Here is a 16,140-nt window from a genome sequence, read left to right on the forward strand (position 1 = left end):
AGAGCGCAAGTCCGTTCGAGAGGGTGGCGTGAGATAGAGCCGATAGGGAGACCATCGGAAAAATTATCGCGCGGATAGTAATACAAATTGGAAATTGGGGCGCTGATTGCCATCAAAAAATACATGAAATATCGGAAATGCCCATAGTTACCATGGAAGTCAACAGGTTTTCTAGGCTCACAGCAAGCTGAGTAGGTAGTCATACTTTTCGCGTAGTACCGGCATGCGCTGTTTCTCCTGGTATTCACTGATGGTCTCTGAGCGCAGGCAATGGAAGAGGGCATTGAGCAAGAACATGTAGTGAGTGTTGCGTAGCGCATCGTCGACGTCGAAGCTTGGGGGCAGAGCTGCGCGATAGGCATCCAGGAACTCCCGTTGTGCTGTCAGGAACACCGACATGTCCTTGCGCCGAAACAAACTGCCCAGGTAAGCCCCGCCATCGAAACCCATGCGGCCAACCTTCACCTCGCTCCAGTCGATCAACAGCAACTTCCCCTTGTTGATGAACAAGTTCTTGCGCAGGTAATCCATGTGGCTGATGCACCGGGGGCTGCGCCGAGCCGCTGATCCGAGTCGGGCGAGCAGTGGCGTGAATGACTGGAAGGCGTCGGTCAGGCCGGCGAACCGTTCATCGTTTTGTCCCAGACGCTGTAGCTCAGGCAGGCAACGGGCGAAGTTGAAGCGCGGGCGTAGCAGGAACCAGGGGCGGTAAAAGTCCATGCTCCAGAGCAGCGGGGCCTTGTGCCACGGTTGCTCGTCCAGGTAGCGATGACTGAGGCTTTCCAGCTCGGCGATACCCAGCGCCAGTTGCTTGGCGATGGCATGCATGCGCGGCGGCTTGCCACGCACGAACTCAGTGAAAATCAAGCTCTCGTACGGGGTTTCGATGACCCCCAGGCAGGCCGGGTGGTGGAAGTGCACGCTGCCTTCGAGCATGCCTTGGGTGCGGTGGAATCGTGCCTCTTGGCTGCCGATGAAAGCGAATTTGCGAATTGATTTCTCCACCAAATCGAACTGTTGGCCGGTGTTGGGGTCTAGGACACGGTGGTGACGCACATAGTTGACGAATGAGGCATTCGATGCGAGATCCTGACTGGTGACGCTCAGAGGCTGTTCGCCCCGGTAAGGCAGCAAGGCCAGCAAATGTTGTTCCAGATGACCTTGTTGCCAACGGTAGAGCGTTCTGCAGCCTTGCAGTGGGGGGGAGTCCGTGTTCATTAACTTCACTTAGGTAAGTGCCATTTGTCCGGTTTATCGCGGTTTCAGTAACAATATGCTGCGTCATAGGGAGTATCGGCACAACGAAAAAGTTTCCTGAAAGGCCGTCAATCCGTCTGGAACGGCACTTGGTGTCAAATCTGCCAAATGTATTGCAAAAAGAGACTTTGATAAATTTTGTAAAAACCTTAAAATTCCCTAATTTCAGCAAACATCTTCAAGGACGAAAGTCAAATGAACCACCTTTCCATTGCTAAAGAAGCCCTTGTCGCCCAAGCGCAGGCTGTCAATCAGTTGGCCAGCCGTCTAAATGGCGAATTTCAGAATGCCGTAGAACTCCTCCTTGGATGCAAGGGGCGCGCTGTGGTGTGCGGTATGGGGAAATCCGGCCTGATCGGTAAGAAGATGGTTGCCACCTTCGCTTCCACCGGGACACCAAGCTTCTTCCTGCATCCGGCCGAGGCCTTTCATGGTGACCTGGGCATGCTCAAGCCGATCGATGTGCTGATCCTGATCAGCTACAGCGGCGAGACCGATGAGCTGATCAAGCTGATCCCAAGCTTGAAATCCTTCGGTAACAAGATCATCGCCATGACTGGCAATGGCAAGTCCACCCTGGCCAAGCACGCCGATATCTGGCTGGATATTTCTGTCGAACGCGAAGTTTGCCCGAACAACCTGGCACCAACCACTTCGACCTTGGCCACTATGGCTATGGGAGATGCCTTGGCGGTTGCACTGATTGACGCCATCCAGTTTAAGCCGATGGACTTCGCCCGTTATCACCCCGGTGGCAGCTTGGGTCGTAAACTGTTGACCCGTGTTCGCGATGTCATGCATTCGCCAGCACCGGTCGTAACACCGGCCACTAGTTTCCATGACTGCTTGATGGTCATGACTCAGAGCCGTTTGGGGATGACCGTAGTCATGGAGGGAGGCAAGCTGGCTGGTATCGTCACCGACGGTGACCTGCGCCGCGCCCTGCTGGAGAATGAAGGCGTGATTCACACTAACGTTGCCCAGTTCATGACCGGCAATCCACATACCATCAAGGAAAGCGCGCAGATGTCGGAGGCGGAAGCTTACATGATCGACAATAAAGTCCGCGCCTTGGCTGTCACTAATGATGACAACACTGTCGTGGGCGTGGTTGAAATCTTCGACTGAATCACACTTAGGGCGTAGACCTATCGTGGTCCAAGCCTTGCTATATTGAGGATGACGGGGAAATTCCCGTCATCCTCTTCAGCTTACTGCGCCATATTTGCCATTACCTGCGTATAGCCTGCTGCAGTACCTAGCACTGCATCCTTGCCTTGTGCAAACAGAATGGCATCCGCCACTTCACGAAAAGCACCAGTACCACCCTCCGCATTCAGTGTATGGGTGGCCGCTGCCTTGACGTACGCAGGTGCGTCCGCCACGGCAAACGACAGGGCGCAAGCCGCGAATGCCGGCAGGTCGATGCAGTCATCACCGATACATGCCGTTTGTGCAGCGCTGACACCTGCTTCGGCCATCAACTGGTTGCAGGCGGCCTGCTTGTCCTTCACGCCGAACTGGCAGAGGGTAATACCCAGGTCTGCGACACGCTTGCGCAAAGTGGCCGAATCACGCCCTGAGAGCACCGCCACGCGAACACCGTTCTCTTCCAGCAAGCGCATGCCCATGCCGTCGCGTACATGGAAGCGCTTGAGGCATTCACCCGTGGCGTCGTAGTAAATGCCGCCGTCGGTGAGCACGCCATCCACATCGGTAATCACCAGGCGGATGTCATTGAGCGACGGCTTCGGCGCTGGGGGTTGGCCGCTCATCAGGGCGCGGACTTGCTCCAGGCATTCCGGCGTGTCCACGCCCGGGCCGGTAGGTTCTACCACGTAGGCGCGAATGCAATAACCCGCCGCCATCAGCCGCAACTGCTCAAGCTTCTCCGCGTGTTCCAACATGGGTTGCGGCAGGCTGCTGTAATCGGCCAATACTTCGCGACGGTAGCCATACACACCGACGTGCTTAAGGTAATTGGCCACTTCACCGTCGCGAGGGTAGGGGATGGGCGAGCGGCTGAAATACAGCGCATTGCCGTTATTGGCCAGTACCACTTTCACGGTGTTGGGGTTACTGGCTTCCTGCGTATCGATCGGGTGGCACAAGGTGCCGATCTTTACGCTCGGATCATCCAGCATGCCGCTGGCGAGTGCTTCGATATCGGCCGGGCGCACCAGCGGTTCATCACCTTGCAGATTGATGTAGATGTCTGCATCGATCTGGGTCATGACCTCCGCCAGGCGGTCGGTGCCGGATGGATGATCCGGCGAGGTCATGACGCATTCGCCACCAAATGCCCGTACTGCTTGCGCGACGCGCTCATCATCGGTGGCAATGACCACGACATGGGCATTGGCGACCTGCTGGGCGCGTTCGTAGACGTGTTGCACCATCGGCTTGCCGGCAATGTCGGCCAGAGGTTTGCCGGGCAGCCGAGTCGAGCCATAGCGGGCCGGAATGACAATCGCGACCCGTTGTTCTGTGCTTGCCATGTTTACAATCCTTGCGTCAAAGAGGCACGGCTGTTAGCGAATGTTCAAAGCCGGGAACGATTTGACCAAGTCATCCAGGGCCTTGATTTGCGCCAAGAAGGGTTCCAGTTGGTCCAGTGGCAGGGCGCTTGGGCCGTCGCACTTGGCTTGGTCTGGATTTGGGTGTGCTTCCAGGAACAGGCCGGCCAGCCCAACGCCCATACCGGCACGGGCCAGCTCCACCACTTGCTCACGGCGGCCGCCGGATGCCGCGCCCGAAGGGTCGCGCTGCTGCAGGGCATGGGTCACGTCGAAGATGATTGGCAAGTCTTCGCAGGTGCGCTTCATCACGCCGAAGCCGAGCATGTCCACCACCAGGTTGTCATAACCCAGGCAGGTGCCACGGTCGCAGAGGATCAGTTGATCGTTACCGGCTTCCTTGAACTTGTGCACGATGTTCTGCACCTGCGATGGGCTCAGAAATTGCGGCTTTTTGATGTTCACTGGCTTGCCGGTCTTGGCCAGGGCCATGACCAGATCGGTCTGGCGTGCCAGGAACGCAGGCAACTGCAGTACGTCGACCACTTCGGCAACGGGTGCGGCTTGGTAGATTTCATGGACGTCGGTGATCACCGGAACGCCGAACTCAGCCTTCACTTTCTCGAAGATGCGCAGGCCTTCTTCCATGCCGGGGCCACGGTAGGAGTGGATGGAAGAACGGTTGGCCTTGTCGAAGCTCGCTTTGAACACATAAGGGATGCCCAGCTTCTCTGTGACACGCACGTACTCAGCGCAGGCAGTCAGGGCCAGGTCCAGGGATTCCAGGACGTTGACGCCGCCGAAGAGGACGAAAGGGGCGCTGTTGGAGCATTCGATGTTTGGCGTAATTTTGATCATAGGGCTCACTTCATATTTGCAAAAAAGGCGCTAAAAAGGAGTGCGGGGTGCACTCAGGCTTTTTGATTGAAGGTCGATTTTACTAATTGCCATTTTTGTTAGGTGGCGTGGAATAATAACACTTGATGTCATGTCCCATCAAATGGGAAGTGGGGAAGTAGATGGGCAGTCGGGGTGTTTTTTTGGGGAGAGTAACGTAATCTCAGTGCTTGCAAAGTGGCTTTGTGGAAGGCTGATGTTATGTTGATACTATTAGGGGATACTGTCCCGGGTTACACAAGAGAACGGTGGGCGCATAAGAAAAATTTAGATATTTTTGCGGAGGAGGGGCAGGTGCTAATGTTGAAAAAAAGCACAATCTTGCCGTTTGTGGTTGTTTTTAAAATAGAAGCAGAGGGGGCAAGAGTTAAGCTATCGCTGGAGCGCTATGATTAAGTTGTGGGGAATTAAGAAATTAGGTGGCTGGGCAGGCTATGACTGTAGTTTTTTGATACTGCAGATTTCTAGGTTTATGCAGTGCTTCCTGATTTCGGTAGTCTGAATTAGAAGTTGTATTGCATAGGGGGCAAGACTCTTGGGTTTAAACAAAATACTATGGCTTTGAGGTGTAGTAGTAATTGAGACGATTCATGCGGTGTTTAGATGTAAAGCTAGAAACAGCCTTGGTTTTGGTTGTTTGAAACGAAATTTCCTTTGGATGGGGTGCCATCTGGCTTATTGTTTTTGGAGAAAGGCTCAAGTACCGAGTGTGACAGAGTTGGGCTGAAGAAGTTTTCGGTTATTTTGTTGTGATTGCCCTCTACTCGTACGCCTATTTTTCCGCTGCAAAACCTGTTATTGGTCACTACATTGTAGTCTGAAAAGTCGCTGAAGTATTTTCCTTTAGAGTCAAGTGGTTGTCCTTTGCAATTCCAGGTGGAAAGGTCTCTGCTCTGCCTAGATGCTATCCAGATTCCGATAGGTTCACCTTGGAAAACATTGTCGCGAATAATGTTATGGTTACTGGATGAGGGGGTCTTGGTGTTGGATACGTTCTTGCAGTTCTTATACAAGAAAACTCCACCTGCACCATTTCCTAAGAATAAATTTCTGCGAATAATATTTTGCTCGGATGTGTCTACCGCAATGCCTTCTCGACGATTTACTTCCTTGGGGGTTCGGCCATTATGTGCGATCACATTATCGGAGATTTCTATGTTCTTTGTGCTTTGGCTTAGGTAAACTCCAGCCTCCTTGGAACGTACTATTTTGGAATTACGAAGAGATGAGTTGTGGGTGTAGGCGTAGAAATAAACGGCCCCAGAGCCGCTGTTATAAATGTTTAAGTTTTTGAGGGATATGTTGTTTGGGGAGATAGGATATAGTCTTGAAGGGTCGTAGTCATATTTTTTTGGAGAGACGCCATTTGTAATAACGACAGCGTTGTGGGTGAAGTTTAATAGTGTACAGTTTTTAACTGTTACATTTTCTATTTTTTTTCCATGTCCATTTATCGTTATTCCTGCCTTTAGTTTCTTTTGTCCGTTAAGTATTGCGCCATTGCAGTCAAGTATGGAGTTGCTATTTGTAATGTTTATAGTGTCACTGTACTCGCAGTTGGCGTCTAGCATAATTCTGGTATCTGAGCTGTTGATATGGGGGAGTGGACACAGCTTGTTGTGCTTGCTGGGGCTATCAAGCTCCGTAGCCAGGGTGTGAGTGGTGAAGAAACTCAAAACCACAGCGTTTATAATGTGCCACATAATTGGTCCTGTCATCCAGCTGGCTGCTACTAATCAGATTTAAAAAGTTCAGTAGAGGCTATTCTCAAGCTGTTTCTTTTTACTGCCTGGTGGTGAGAATATAGCATTGCGAACTGAAGGGATTTTATAAAAATTAACGATTTTTGCTGTAAGGGGGGGCTCTTGGGTGCGCCTATAGTACTCAAGTGCGTTTTGATCAAGAAACCACTGATCAATAGTTTCATTGTAAACTCGGCGGCAGAAATTGGATATAACATCAGACATGTGCTTCCCTGCATCTGTGTATCCAAAGTAAACTCTGCCGGCTTGGCATCTTTGCCATGGCAACCTATGCTCTTGCTGCTCAAGTGCGGCATCAAGAGTTTTCAGTGCCAAGCTTAATGTGCTGGTCCGAGATACAAATAATGCATCGATATCCAGCGAGAGAATTCCAGTTTTTAGTGTCTTTAATAGCTGTGGCATTAGAAGAAAGCGGCTACTGGCATAATAAGCTTTGTTCTTTGGGCCAGATGTATAAAGAAAATGAACTCCGGATTTGATGAGGTCTTTTCGATTTTTTGATACCCAGTTCTTTGCTTCGATTGACGGGTTGATAATGCTTATGGTCAATATTGATGTATCGTCTCTGTTTTCGGTAAAGCTCTTAATTAGGCCTCCGCCAAACTTTGAGAAGTAATCGCTATCCGCTGAGGCCAAAAAATAAATAGACTTGCCAAACAGGTCTGGAATTGGTGTGTCAAATAGTATTTTTGGGGGGGGTAGAGAAAGGGGAGGAGAGTAATCTAGATTGTATATATAAGAGTTTACCCCTCTGAGCCAAGAGCAACCTGTCCCATTAAAAATGTACCCGTCGCGAATAACTATATCTTTGCAGCTTTGGATAAGTTTAGATGAGATTTCATACTCTTTTAATTGGTAAAGAGATGCTCCGTAATAAAGGTTGTAGTAAGGCTGTAAGGCCGCAGGGATTGAGGCGCTATTCATTTCATCGAACCATTGACTGGACTCTGATGCAAGCGCTGCTAAACCCAAATAGTTAAAGTCGGCTTTTGAAAGTGACTCTAGTGGATGGTTTTTTGCATCGTCGACGATGTTAGAGTATTTCTCCTCGCGAAATAGAGTGTGCCAAAGTTTTATCATCTTAAAATGCCTAGGGTTCTCATGGTTGTTGCCGGTGATCAAGGTCAGTCCTCGGCAATTTCGTAAATTCCTGATGATGTTATTCTGTATGTGGCGCAGTTCAATGTTTTGATCGAGCCGGAATATATAAGATCTTCTAGGATGAGGATCGATGAAGCTACATCGCTGGGGTCGAAGTAAGGGATTACGGACTTTCTAAGATCATAGTTGTACCATTCTAACTCTAGAAGAGTTTCAATGGTGTCATCCGAAAAACGCTTTCGTATTGTTTTGGCCGGAGCGCCTGCAACAATTGAGTATGGTTCTACATCTTTAGTGATGATTGAGCCCGCGCCGATAATCGCGCCGGTTCCAATTGTGATTCCTCGTTTAATAGTGACATTTCTTCCAATCCAGACATCATGTCCAATGACAACTTTTTCGTCATTAGAGTCTAGAGGGGGATCTCGTCGCCAATCTAAAAACTCGTCGCAGCCGCTAAATGGGCCATTGTTAGCAAAAGTAAATAAATGAGATGAAAGTCGGTCTGTTGGATGATTCGTGGGGCCTGCGACAAAACCAGGGGCAATAGAGCAAAAACGACCTATTTGTGTGTTATAGATCTCAGAGTCTCTGCCGGTATAAGATAAATAACCAATAGAGCAATTTGACTTGACTACTGCTGCCATGCTACTTGGAGATTCTGCAAGCAATGAGCCTTTAATGTTGCCCGGGTTGTACTTGATTCCGTGGCTCGGAAAATTTATCGACATCTTTATATCCTGGTGTGTGCATAGGATGTTCGGGTGGTAGTATAATGCCATCATGGCATTAGGTCAAAACCAATAGCGAACATGCTAGCCAGGTCAAGCTAGGCCTGGCCCGTTGCATGCAAGAATGAAGCATGCAACGGTGCGCAGAAGAGTAATTACCTATTTTTTATTATGTAGTCGATAACGTCCTCGATTTCACTTTGCCGACCAAGAGCTGGGCTATAGTAGCGACTGCTTTCAATGTATGCATAGTGGAATACCTCCTCGAGCGATCTGGTACGGTTTCGAGATGGAACCTTATGCTTATCTTCTGTTAGCCCCCAGCCGGCATAGTAGGGCACGCCGTAACAATGCACTTTTTTACCTGCTAGTAGCGCCTCAAAGCCCATGCCCGACGTGACAACGTAAACCTCATCCACTAAATCAAAAAGAGCATGGGGGTTTATGTCAAACAGGATAGGGTGAACGTTGTCCGAGTATTTTGCAAAAGCGAGTTTCTCATTATTAAAGTAACTTGACTTTCCGCCTTTTACGGCGTCTGGGTGCTGCTTGATGATGATGTCACAGTCCGATCTGCTTGCAAGGACGTCTTTCAGCATGATGTCGAAGGTCTCGTCACATGCTAGTCCTGACGTAATGGACTGGTCGCCATATCTCTGATCAACCAAAAGGACTTTTTTCCTTCCAGGTTGGCCGAGTTGGAGTTTTAAGTCTGGTGCGTGGTTGTATTTTGAAATACGATTTTTAACTATTGCTTGAATAGCTGTGTGTGCCCGGTTCCACTCCGTACTAGAAAGCTTTCCTTCACCTGCGAGAAGCCTTTGGAGTCGAGAAGTTTTTGTTGCATCATAATATGCGGTTGTATCATCTAGGATAATGGAAAGAGCAGGGTCCTTTGAAAGTCCTATGTCGACGGAGCGAATGAATCCATCTTCAATAAATAGAACGGGGCGACCAAGCTCTTCTGCTAGTTCTCGTTGGCGAAATTTATGGACGGACTCAGTTATTCCCCATTGTAAGAATACGTCAACAGACACTAATGATTTGACATTATAGTGCTCGCCGAAGGTACTAATACAGGTACGCCCACCGATCATGGGGAGTAAATGTTTTTGGACGGACGAAAGTGTCGAGAGGGTCGAAGGTATCGCCACTACATCCACGCTTTGCCGATTGAAAATACGTTCTTTAGCCGTTGCTCGCATCCGAATAGGTGTTTCGGACTCTGCCAGCTGAGCTAGATTTTCTTTAACTCTCTTGGATGCTTGGCCATCGAACGAGCCGATTCCGAACATGTCCGCGGCCCATACCATTCCCACTTCGGAAGGCTTCCACTCCGGGTCCAATAAGGTTGGCAGAGTCAACCGTAACTCTTCTAAATTTGCAACCGCGGGGATAGAGGCCTTTTCCCAAATTTGATCAAAGGATACATATTTCAACGACAGTGAAGGCCTACCGATAAGGGTTGACTCAAATAGCATGGTGCTATTTATTGATGTCACTAGGTCAGAGTGATAGAGCGCTTCTTCTGGGGGGGCTAGGTAGCACTGCCCATCATCTACAGCAGCTATTCCGCTTTCAGCTAGTTTGTTTCTTAGAACGGGATCCAAGATGTCGGCTTTATTTGGCGGTAGCCGGACTAGAATTTGGTGTTCTTGCTCCTTGGCGACAGTTAGTAGATCATCTATTGCTGCTCGCTGTGATGTTTGAGCTTCTTTCTTGTTAAGCTGTGAATCTAAAGGTTGAGAAGCAAACATTAATACTTTCTTTGCCGGGTCCAGGCCGAAAAGTGCACAGAATTGGGGGCGAGAAAGAAGAGGTTGATAGTTTACGTGCACGTCAAACTTTGGTGCACCGACTGCTTTGAACAGGTTTTCGGGAAAGCCTCGTTCAACAAAAATATCGCGCTGAAGACTTCCCCAGCCAAGTACTACATCGGCCTTGGGTGTTGAGGCTTTTGATGCTACATCCCAATAGTATTTATCCCGATCCACAAAAACGGATTCGTGCGGGACCAAAATTCTAGGAATGCCCAGTTCTTCACAGACGAATGAGATCATGCGCATTACAGGGGACCAATCAAAGGTGAAAATGATCCCTTTGATTTTTCCTTTTAACGGCACTAGACGGTTTATAAGCATCCTGCGGTATAGGGCTGGGTTTTTAGATGCAAAACCCAGAACTTGCAAGCGTGTTCCATTTTGGTCAAGGTTTGATACGAAGTCAAATGGTGCGATCCGGTATGCCTCGGGGTGCTCGATCTTATCTATCAACGAGTCGCCATGCCCTGCGATCCACGGTATATATAGATAAAGTGGTTTGCTAGAGCTTAGCGCCGCCTTGAGCTCATGCCCTGGACGGCTGTTAAACCAGTCTGGCAACGTTGCGCCATTGTTAGCCTCGCCCGCTGTCGGCTTATGGGGCTCTAGCTCTTGCGGAGAAGGTATCGCTGTAGGTTTAGTTATCTTAGCTTTAATCTGGTTGGTCGCTTTGGCTGGAGTTGCAGCTTTAGTCGGGATAGCTGGCTTAACTGCTTTGGCTGGTGGGACTACAGGTTTAGTCGGGGCAGTCGGTTTGGCTGTTTTGGTTTGGACTGCAGCTTTAGTAGAGGCAGTTGGTTTAGCTGTTTTGTCTTTAGCTGGGGTGGTTGCTTTGACTGGATTGTTTGGCTTTTTTGGAGGTTTAACCGGAGGGTTTGCAATCTCGTGGAGAATACCATCTATAACTTCTTCGAGAGAAACTTTCTTTCCGGTCTCGACATCGAAATACTGGGCGTAAATCAAGTATGCTGCGGCAAAAATTTGTGGGACAGTTAGAGTCCGTTTTCTGCGGGGGTTCTTTTGACGATCATCTGTAACACCCCAGCCAGAATAGAATGGGCAGCCAATAGTTGTCACTTTTATCCCTCTAATCAGGGCCTCAAAGCCAGAAAGAGAGGTGATGGTATATACGTGATCTACCTCATGAAATGCCTGTGGAAGAGGCATGTCTTGAGTGATTACTCGACAAATGTGTTTAACATCATTAGGGTTTGACTGCTTTGGCCTTTTTCCCGCCATTACATCGGGGTGAGGCTTGTAGATAATGTCGCAATTTGGGTTTTCTGCAGCAGCAAGCATTACCAGATCGTTGTTGGTAAACGCTTTGTCGCAGCCAAGCATGATCGAGGCGTCATCTTCCACTTGGCCGATAACTAACACCCGTCGTTTGGTTTTCTTCCCATAAATCGATGCTATATCGACTTTGGCTGCTTTGTTGTATTTGCTAACGCCTGAAGCTATTAGTTTGGATATCGCGCTTTCGGCGCGCGCTATTAGTGCGCTGTTCGAGGAGAAGTCGTATGAATTTAGTATGTCTTCTAGCTCGGAAGCCTGTTGAGCGTTGAAGTAAGGTGTTTTGGAGTCAATTGTTAGGGAGCGGGCAGGCGTTAGCGATGCTCCTAGTTGAACTGACCGGACAAACCCATCCTCCACGTAGGATATTTTTCTCGAATTTTTCTCTGCGAACTGCTTAATGAACTGAGGTGCTTTAAATCCCCAGACAAAAAACTCAGCTTTCTTCTGTTGTAGGATTTTCCCTTCCCATTCACGCCTGAACTCCTCCTCTGTGATTTCCTTGGGGATGAAGTACATGTGTCGATCAGGGAAGTATTTGCGAAGATATTGCTTCCAGTTGCTGAATCCAACTACATAGGTCGGTGGAGAGCTGAGGCTTTTTTTTCCATTGGTGATGCTTTTGCGGATCAATTCAATTGAAGATGTAAGGAATTCTATTTTCATACTGATTTATAGTCCCTGATCGTGAATCGCGTAGCGATTGTTGTCCGTGAGCTAGTTGGAAAGTGCGCGGCCAAGTATCAACGTTTGAACGATGGGTGAAATAATTTTCTGCCATTCGTAAACGGCGGCATTTGTTACGTAAATGGTGTCGTCCGGCTTGATCATGACTTGGCGAGCGTAGAAGAGGGCTGCCGGATCACGCATATCCAGGCGGAGAACGGTTGGTTTTGAGTCGGCGCCCTCGCTCATGCGGAATACGAACACGCCTTCGGGGTTAGCGTTCGCTTCCCGCAGGCCGCCGACGCTACCGAGGGCGTCCAGCAGGCTGGTGTGCTGGCTTGGCAGGTCTTTCAGGCCTGGCTCGCCAATTGCGCCCATGGCGACGAAGCGCTGACGTGCACGGTCCAGCACAACTTCGGAGTTCGGGCGAAGCACCATGTTGTTGCCAGCCAGGACGTCCTCATAGTTGAACTGCTGGACCTGGCTGCCAGTACGTACAGTGACATTGACCAAGTGTGGTTCCATCACCGGGCCGCCGGCCTGATTCACAGCATCCAGCAGGGTCAGAGGACCTTGAAGGGTGCTGAAGCGGCCCGGGGCCTTGACGGCACCAGCTACCAGCACCGAGCCAGACAGATCGCCGACCAGTTCGACGTGAGTCTGCACGTCAGTGGTGATGCCCTTGAGCTGGCTGCGGATCATGTCCTCGACTTGGTTGAGGGTCATGCCCGCGACGAACTGGCGGCCGACATAAGGCAGCGATAGCATGCCCTTTGCATCAATACGGGACTTGAGCTGGGTGCCGCCGGTGGCCAGCGGTGCAAACAGCGCCGAACCTTCTGGTGCGGTGTCGGCGATCAGCACGTTGAGGGTGTCGCCGGGCATTAGCCGAACTTCCGGTGACAAGGGTTTGGTCACGCTGGCGAGTGGCGGGCGTACGGCTCCGCGCATGTACGGGCCGATAGTGCTGGCATTGATGTCGACGAGGTTATAGGCCTCGGTCTTGCTTTCGATCTCGCCCTTGTAGGGGCCGGCGCCCGACAAGGTGCCGCCGCATCCGGCCAGCCCCAAGGTCGCCAAGGCCAGCGCGGCCAGTTTCAGGTTGAGCTTGTGGGGGACAGCTATGGATTTAATCACGATGATCCTCGATCGAAGCCAGGATGAAGCGGGTGATGCCGTATAGCATCAGTAGGCCAAGCAAAATAGTTGCCAAGTTGTAGAGACGCTCTGGGTATAGGGCCAGTTGCGGACTATTGGGGCTGACCACGGTGACCAGGGTGCGGATCTTCTTGCTGGCCTCGATGCGGGCATTGTCTACGGCGGCCACTGCGCTCTTGTAGCTTTCTTCGGCGATGCCGGCGTCCAGCGTCAGTTGCTGGAAGCGCGAGGCGACCACGTTCAACTGCGAGCCGTTGGGCGAGGAGACCAGCAGGCGCTTTTCCTTGGCCAACTGCTGGGTGATCGCATTGACTTTCTGCTTCTGCTGCTTGACCTGCGGCGAGTCGGCACGCAGTTTGAACAGCATCTCGGTGAGCACGGCCTGTTCTTTGGTGTATTGACCTTCCAGGTCGGCAATAATCGTGGCGCGGCTTTGGGCCGTATTGCCGCCATCTAGCACCTTGTTGTCGTTCTGGAAGTCAAGCAGTTTAGTCTTGCGTTCGGCGTAGTTGATACGCGCTGTTTCCAGTTCCCCTTGAGCAAACTTCATTTGCTCACGTGCGATGCTGTGGCTGACTTCGTTGACGAACTGTTCACTGGCCTGGAGGATCGTACGCAGCATCTGTTCCGACAGTTCGGGGGTAAAGGCCTGTACTTCAACACGGAGCAGGCCGGTGGTTTCGTCGTAGTGTGCAGATACCATACGCTGGTAGTAGGCGAGCAGGTCTTCGCGCTCCGCGTCCTTGTCCAGCCAGAAAAAGATGTCTCTGTGCTGGGCGGCGTATTGTTCGACCCAGTGCAGGCGCTCTTCCAGCAGCAGCATCATATCCATCGACACGATGTATTCGCGCAGGTAGAGAGTTTCTTCCCGGGAGGCCGGGTTGGTGCCGGTCAGGAGGGTCGCTAGGCCAGGCACTTGAGCGGCCTGATTAGTGCCGTCTTGGCGGACCACCACCTGGGCGGAGCTGACGTAGCGGTCGATGGCGAATACGCCGTAGTAGATCGCGGCCAGGGCCAGTGGCAGGACCACCATGCCAATCGCCAGGCGCCAGCCTTTGTTTTTACCCGTACTGCTCATATGTGATGCATCCTTGAAGTGGAACGGTGCTGCGATAAAAGTGAGTGTGTGGTCAGGTGTTGTAGGCCTTGATGCCTTCGGCGACGTCATCGAAGATCTGGATACCGCCATCACGTACTAGCAGGACGATGTCGCACAGTTTTTTGATCTCGGACATGGAGTGGGAGACCAGTACGACATTCGATTTCTGCAATTTCTCCTTAAAAACTTCGGCGCATTTACGCTTGAACTGCGCATCACCCACCGACATCACTTCATCGATCAGGTAGTAATCGAAGTCGAAGGCCATGCTCAGGCCGAAGGCCACCCGTGAGCGCATGCCCGAGGAGTAGGTCTTGATCGGTTCGTCGATCCAGTCGCCGATTTCGGCGAACTCCTGGACATAGCGGACCTTCTCGCGCATGGCTTCGCCTACGGCGCCATAGACGCGGCAGACGAATTTGATGTTTTCGCGACCGGTCATGCTGCCTTGGAAGCCGCCTGTCAGACCGACCGGCCAGGAAATACTGCGGTCAGTGGCGATCGTGCCTGAGTCGGGAATATCGGCGCCGCCGAGTAGGCGCATTAGAGTCGATTTGCCGGCTCCGTTACGGCCGATCAGGCCGATGTTCTTGCCGGGCGGGATCGCTAGCGACAGGTTGCGGAAGACATACCTACGCCCTTTGGGGGTCAGGTAGGACTTGGTGACGTTTTTAAGTTCGAACACGGGGGCCTGCTCTCATCCGTTTTTAGTGGAAATCAGGTGCAGCCGGCGCGCGCGGTAGCTGCCCAGGGAGATGAACAGCAACACCATCGTGAACGCGATCACATAGGTTTCGGATACGCCATTGACCGGGGTGTAGTGGGGCAGTACTTCGGCGCGTATCAGTTCGGTCAGGTGCAGGAACGGGTTGATTAGCAGCACCGGCATCATTGCTTGCGGTAGGTATGACGCTGGCAGGAGTACGCCAGAAATGAAGTAGAGGGGAAAGAAGGCCATGCGGATGATTAACTTTAGGCTGGGAAGAGCATGGGTGATCAATGCGAGCAGCATGCCAAGGCCGAAGGCGAACAATAGGCCGAGTGCCAAGGTCGCGACCCATTGCAGAGGGCTGTGCACCGACATGTCGAAGCCATACCAGGCGAAGCCGAACACGAGGATCGCGTATACCGTGACACTGATGCAGGTCTCCACCATCACCCGGGCAACGTAGGTATCCAGTGGCTTGATCTGCTTGTAGCCGAACAGCGAGCGGTTTTCCCTCAGGCTGTCCATCAAGCGCAAGGCTGTATTGCGGTAGAGCAGGAAAGGGGCCATGCCGACGAGGACGAATACTGGGTACTCCACGTCAGAGACTGTGCGGCCACGTATGTAGGTGTACAGAACGCTGAAGATCAGGAGATGGCAGATAGGCTCGATCAGTGTCCAGATCGCTCCCATACGGCGGTTGCCGATCCGCGCGCGAGCCTCGCGCAGGACAAGGGCAAAGATGACTGATTTTTGGATCTGGAAAGAAGAACGAGGTTTCAAGATGGTTACCGCAAGGCAAAGCAGCCTGCCTAGACCTAAGCACGCCGGTGAATTCATCTTCACGAAAGCCCCGGATTCCACTTGACAATCTGGCGGGCTCTGAGACTTCCATGTTCTAAAGCCCGCGAGATTAATCGTTGGCTCCTATAAGCGTCAAGGTAGATTCCTACAGGTGCCTCACTTCTCGAGGGGATTTGCCCTACGTACTCTGGCAGGAACGGCACCTGAAAAGGGGGGAACGTGGCTAATTAAGGCTTATTTCGCGAATCAGAGCAATTGCGTCGCGTTCGTCGACTTTGGGCTGATAGAGCGTAAATTGGAGGAGGGGTGAAACAATGGCGTTTTACTAT

At 51.2% G+C, this 16,140-nt stretch carries 12 protein-coding genes; 1 reads left to right on the plus strand and 11 read right to left on the minus strand.

Annotation, left to right across the window (positions count from 1 at the left end; all coding sequences use genetic code 11):
* Positions 1–177 precede the first annotated feature (177 nt).
* Positions 178–1,218, minus strand: coding sequence for a phosphotransferase (locus ACYU03_RS07430; RefSeq protein ID WP_461889356.1), 1,041 nt, complete (start codon positions 1,216–1,218; stop codon positions 178–180).
* 234 nt (positions 1,219–1,452) lie between these two features.
* Between ACYU03_RS07430 and ACYU03_RS07435 the strand changes: the two genes are divergently transcribed.
* Complete coding sequence (locus tag ACYU03_RS07435) at positions 1,453–2,385, plus strand: KpsF/GutQ family sugar-phosphate isomerase (protein ID WP_461889358.1); 933 nt, start codon at positions 1,453–1,455, stop codon at positions 2,383–2,385.
* A gap of 83 nt (positions 2,386–2,468) precedes the next feature.
* On the opposite strand, the gene kdsB is transcribed toward ACYU03_RS07435, so the two are convergent.
* From kdsB to ACYU03_RS07485, 10 genes are all read right to left on the minus strand, one after another.
* The gene (gene kdsB, locus ACYU03_RS07440) at positions 2,469–3,755 is read right to left on the minus strand and encodes a 3-deoxy-manno-octulosonate cytidylyltransferase (protein WP_461889360.1); all 1,287 of its coding nucleotides are present in this window, start codon (positions 3,753–3,755) and stop codon (positions 2,469–2,471) included.
* A 33-nt stretch (positions 3,756–3,788) separates the two neighbouring features.
* Positions 3,789–4,631, minus strand: a complete 843-nt coding sequence (gene kdsA, locus ACYU03_RS07445; RefSeq protein ID WP_461889362.1) for a 3-deoxy-8-phosphooctulonate synthase — start codon at positions 4,629–4,631, stop codon at positions 3,789–3,791.
* 650 nt (positions 4,632–5,281) lie between these two features.
* Positions 5,282–6,373 (minus strand): right-handed parallel beta-helix repeat-containing protein, encoded by a 1,092-nt coding sequence (locus ACYU03_RS07450; RefSeq protein ID WP_461889364.1) that lies wholly within the window; start codon positions 6,371–6,373, stop codon positions 5,282–5,284.
* Between the two features lie 48 nt (positions 6,374–6,421).
* Complete coding sequence (locus ACYU03_RS07455) at positions 6,422–7,555, minus strand: hypothetical protein (protein ID WP_461889366.1); 1,134 nt, start codon at positions 7,553–7,555, stop codon at positions 6,422–6,424.
* Positions 7,556–7,557: 2 nt separating this feature from the next.
* A complete protein-coding gene (locus ACYU03_RS07460; RefSeq protein ID WP_461889368.1) occupies positions 7,558–8,265 on the minus strand; it encodes a CatB-related O-acetyltransferase in 708 nt (235 codons plus the stop codon).
* Positions 8,266–8,420: 155 nt separating this feature from the next.
* Positions 8,421–12,044, minus strand: coding sequence for a capsular polysaccharide export protein, LipB/KpsS family (locus ACYU03_RS07465; protein ID WP_461889370.1), 3,624 nt, complete (start codon positions 12,042–12,044; stop codon positions 8,421–8,423).
* Between the two features lie 51 nt (positions 12,045–12,095).
* Positions 12,096–13,181 (minus strand): polysaccharide biosynthesis/export family protein, encoded by a 1,086-nt coding sequence (locus ACYU03_RS07470; protein WP_461889372.1) that lies wholly within the window; start codon positions 13,179–13,181, stop codon positions 12,096–12,098.
* Positions 13,174–14,280, minus strand: a complete 1,107-nt coding sequence (locus ACYU03_RS07475; RefSeq protein WP_461889374.1) for an ABC transporter permease — start codon at positions 14,278–14,280, stop codon at positions 13,174–13,176. Before ACYU03_RS07475 ends, ACYU03_RS07470 begins: the two co-directional genes overlap by 8 nt.
* A gap of 52 nt (positions 14,281–14,332) precedes the next feature.
* Positions 14,333–14,986 carry an ABC transporter ATP-binding protein gene (locus ACYU03_RS07480; RefSeq protein WP_461889376.1) on the minus strand — a complete coding sequence of 218 codons (654 nt, stop codon included), beginning with the start codon at positions 14,984–14,986 and terminating at the stop codon, positions 14,333–14,335.
* Between the two features lie 12 nt (positions 14,987–14,998).
* Entirely contained in the window at positions 14,999–15,790 is a 792-nt protein-coding gene (locus ACYU03_RS07485) for an ABC transporter permease (protein ID WP_461889378.1), read from the minus strand.
* Positions 15,791–16,140 lie beyond the last annotated feature (350 nt).

This window comes from Pseudomonas sp. X10 (genome assembly GCF_054889225.1).

Coding starts and splice junctions, on each gene's coding strand:
- ACYU03_RS07435 (WP_461889358.1), top strand. CDS start 1,453: ATGAACCACCTTTCCATTGCTAAAGAAGCCCTTGTCGCCCAAGCGCAG.
- ACYU03_RS07450 (WP_461889364.1), bottom strand. CDS start 6,373: ATGTGGCACATTATAAACGCTGTGGTTTTGAGTTTCTTCACCACTCAC.
- ACYU03_RS07430 (WP_461889356.1), bottom strand. CDS start 1,218: ATGAACACGGACTCCCCCCCACTGCAAGGCTGCAGAACGCTCTACCGT.
- kdsB (WP_461889360.1), bottom strand. CDS start 3,755: ATGGCAAGCACAGAACAACGGGTCGCGATTGTCATTCCGGCCCGCTAT.
- kdsA (WP_461889362.1), bottom strand. CDS start 4,631: ATGATCAAAATTACGCCAAACATCGAATGCTCCAACAGCGCCCCTTTC.
- ACYU03_RS07460 (WP_461889368.1), bottom strand. CDS start 8,265: ATGTCGATAAATTTTCCGAGCCACGGAATCAAGTACAACCCGGGCAAC.
- ACYU03_RS07475 (WP_461889374.1), bottom strand. CDS start 14,280: ATGAGCAGTACGGGTAAAAACAAAGGCTGGCGCCTGGCGATTGGCATG.
- ACYU03_RS07465 (WP_461889370.1), bottom strand. CDS start 12,044: ATGAAAATAGAATTCCTTACATCTTCAATTGAATTGATCCGCAAAAGC.